Here is a 2,929-nt window from a genome sequence, read left to right as displayed (position 1 = left end):
CGGTTAGTTTGGTGCGTTATTAACACATCCTACAAGAGCGATGCTCCAAAAGAGCCGCTAAAAGCGTACGCACTACGGCATCGGAGACTACGCAATCTACAAATCATCAGGCGACCCTTGCTCATGCTGCATTAAAGGTAACACAAACCCAAGTCAGACTGAGCTTCACCGCTTTCAAGACGTTCTGCAATCACCCGCAGAGCCAGAGCTTGTACTTTAGTCAATGCTTCCTCTAGGGTTTGACCATATAACATCACCCCAGATAGTTCTGGAATCTCTGCCAGCCAACGTCCATCCTCTTCTTGCTCAACTTCTATCTTAAAGATCATGACTGGTGCTAGTAATGAACTACAATCATAGTAACAATTACAGGCAGCGGACACACTATAGTCTTAAATTTTTATCGGATAGTACGCGGTCGCAAAATTGGTAATAGTTACGGTTCAGCAGCATAAACCAATCCTGGGTTTCGTTCCTCAACCCACCGGACAAGTCACGATCGCATGGATCAATGTATGTTATCCGCAACATAGGATAAGCGTCCGCACTCACCACCTCAATTCATTCGTAGCTTGGGGTGACGGAACGGAAACCCAACAAAATCAGACCGCCACACCAATTAAATTGTAGGTTCTATTTTGTTAGAGCAGATACCCGGCTCTTGGGTCGAAGACGTTGGGTTGAGGGGAATTATGTTGGGTTTCATTCTTCAACCCAACCTACAACAGCGATGCTCCTATTGAGCCGCTAAAAGCGATGCTCCTATTGAGCCGCTAAAAGCGATGCTCCTATTGAGCCGCTAAAAGCGATCGCACTATGTGTGGGGTTACCCTAGGGGAAGCAAGCCTACGTTCCAAGGGCCTAACCTACATGCTGCTATCGCTCAAATTATGAAATAGAGGGTGAAATTTTTTCTAGCGAAACCAAACCATTGTCTTCAAAATCTATCTCCAGATGATATCCTCTCATCAAAGCTGTTCCAAGTAAAGGTTTATAACCAGAAGCTAAAATAGGGACTACTTTTTCGATATTGTCCCAAACAATTGTGGCTAAATGTATAGATAATAAAGCTTCCCTACCATCTGCTAATCTTGCAGGTGTGCTAGAATATAATGGAAGATTCATTACACTGACTGCTTGGGGTGGTAGGGTAAGATGATCGTTGAACCCAGTGTCGATAATAAAATCTAGAGAAAAATCTGGTTGTGTAGGTAAACGAAAAGTTACTGGTACTATAGCTTTCCCGTCAATCAATCTGCCGTAAATCATGGTACAGTTCGCTCAATTGCACCACCAAAGCTGACCGCAACGTCATAACCAATCCGCATAGTAAACAATCTGGCGTTTGGTTTCTTTTGCTTGAACCTTAATGCTGTTTCCACACCAGTTTGATCTATTCCGTATTCACCAGTTTCAGCATCAATCACAATCATTTTGCCAATATTATCGCCATATTCAACTTGTTGGCGAATGCCATTTTCGTACAGTTGTTTGGCTCTTTGGGCGACTTCTTCTATACTCCAAAAAATAGCTTGCATGATAATCACACCTACTTTTTGCTCCTTAGTTATTGTAACCGAATAGCAGTGAGATAAGAATTGAAAAGCCAAAAGGGATTTGGGATGAATAGTATTTATGGTGCGTTGCATTTCATTAACGCGCCCTACAAGAACGGCGATCGCACTTAGTATAACACGATCGCATGGATCAATATATGTTATCCGCAACATAGGATAAGCGTCCGCACTCACCACCTCTATTCTATCGTAGGTTGGGGTGACGTGATAGAACCCAACAAAATCAGACCGCCACACCAATTAAATTGTAGGTTCTATTTTGTAAGAGCCGATACCAGGCTCTTGGGTCGAAGACGTTGTGTTGAGGGGAATTATGTTGGGTTTCATTCTTCAACCCAACCGACAAGAGCGATGCTCCTATTGAGCCGCTAAAAGCGAACGCACTCAGTTTTGCAGCGGACGCTCAAGAAGGCACTAATGATGAAAAGAACAAAGGAACAAGAATAGCAATTTGTGTTTAACGTGGAGAGATGTTGGTGAGCATGAGCGGCAACTAATGATATGCTATTATACTTAGTATGTACCTGGGAGTTGCAGTTTGCCAACACAGCAGCAGTTAGTAACCGTGGCATTTCTATGTCAGTTGCTTTCTAACCTATACCAGCCAATTCAGGTTTTTCGTTACGATCAGGGGTTCAAAACGATCTATGTGCAGGCTGGAGTAAATGATGAAATTGCGCTCGTAATTGATGAAGATGGAAGCTGGGAATTTGTTCTATGATGCACAATCTGTCCCAAATGACTAACACAGAGCTGAAGCGTTATATTTCTGAGCATCGAAATGATGACAAGGCTTTTCACGCTGCAATGGAAGTTTTGATGAGCCGTCGTAATCCTGCTAATCGCCATCCCTACCCTTTTGAACTCAAAAATCCTGAGGCTGAAGTTGAAGCAATTTTGAGAGAGAAGCTTAATCATACTGAGATTTAAATCCAAGGCGGGTTATGGCATCCAAGCAGCTGGCTATGTAATGGCTTAAGTTGACACCAATGGCTGTCGGCTTACGCCTGAGCCACACTGGAAATTTCAATAGGGTATTTCATGAATCGACTGGCAGGTTGTACTGGCGACACGGCTTTTGGGCAAACTCAGCTTGCATACCGAAATCGACCTGCCTGGAAATCATTCAGTCCTTTTTGAATGCCCTTTATAGCCTCCTGTGAATCTTCCACCTCCGACTCTAAGACACTAGCCAGCAATTCGGAGGCAACCAAGCGAACAACTTGACCTCGCTGAGCAGCATATTCACGCAGTAGTGCTTCTAATTCTGAGCATAGGGATAACTACTTTTGTCATCGACCTACTTTCCTCCCAACCTTTGCTTCTGCGCTTTATTCTCGCTTAGTGTGGGA

General features: G+C 43.7%; 5 protein-coding genes. 2 read left to right on the top strand and 3 right to left on the bottom strand.

From position 1 onward, the window contains the following. Nucleotides 1–131: 131 nt before the first annotated feature. The 3 genes from F6K37_RS36865 to F6K37_RS45855 form a co-directional block, all read right to left on the bottom strand. The gene (locus F6K37_RS36865; RefSeq protein ID WP_287255937.1) at nucleotides 132–329 is read right to left on the bottom strand and encodes a type II toxin-antitoxin system HicB family antitoxin; all 198 of its coding nucleotides are present in this window, start codon (nucleotides 327–329) and stop codon (nucleotides 132–134) included. Nucleotides 330–888: 559 nt separating this feature from the next. Further along, on the bottom strand, nucleotides 889–1,269 hold the full coding sequence (locus F6K37_RS36860) for a clan AA aspartic protease (protein WP_287255935.1): 381 nt from the start codon (nucleotides 1,267–1,269) through the stop codon (nucleotides 889–891). Beyond that, nucleotides 1,266–1,538 (bottom strand): hypothetical protein, encoded by a 273-nt coding sequence (locus tag F6K37_RS45855; RefSeq protein WP_287255939.1) that lies wholly within the window; start codon nucleotides 1,536–1,538, stop codon nucleotides 1,266–1,268. Before F6K37_RS45855 ends, F6K37_RS36860 begins: the two co-directional genes overlap by 4 nt. 577 nt (nucleotides 1,539–2,115) lie before the next feature. Between F6K37_RS45855 and F6K37_RS36850 the strand changes: the two genes are divergently transcribed. Further along, nucleotides 2,116–2,298: a DUF6888 family protein gene (locus F6K37_RS36850; protein ID WP_287255934.1), complete on the top strand. Its 183-nt coding sequence runs from the start codon at nucleotides 2,116–2,118 to the stop codon at nucleotides 2,296–2,298. Beyond that, on the top strand, nucleotides 2,295–2,507 hold the full coding sequence (locus F6K37_RS36845) for a DUF6887 family protein (RefSeq protein ID WP_488008130.1): 213 nt from the start codon (nucleotides 2,295–2,297) through the stop codon (nucleotides 2,505–2,507). The genes F6K37_RS36850 and F6K37_RS36845 overlap by 4 nt, the downstream gene beginning before the upstream one ends. Nucleotides 2,508–2,929 lie beyond the last annotated feature (422 nt).

This window comes from Moorena sp. SIO4E2 (genome assembly GCF_010671945.1).
Lineage (GTDB): Bacteria > Cyanobacteriota > Cyanobacteriia > Cyanobacteriales > Coleofasciculaceae > Moorena > Moorena producens.
The sequence above is the reverse complement of the archived record's forward strand: the minus strand, read 5'-3'. Positions and strand labels throughout refer to the sequence as shown.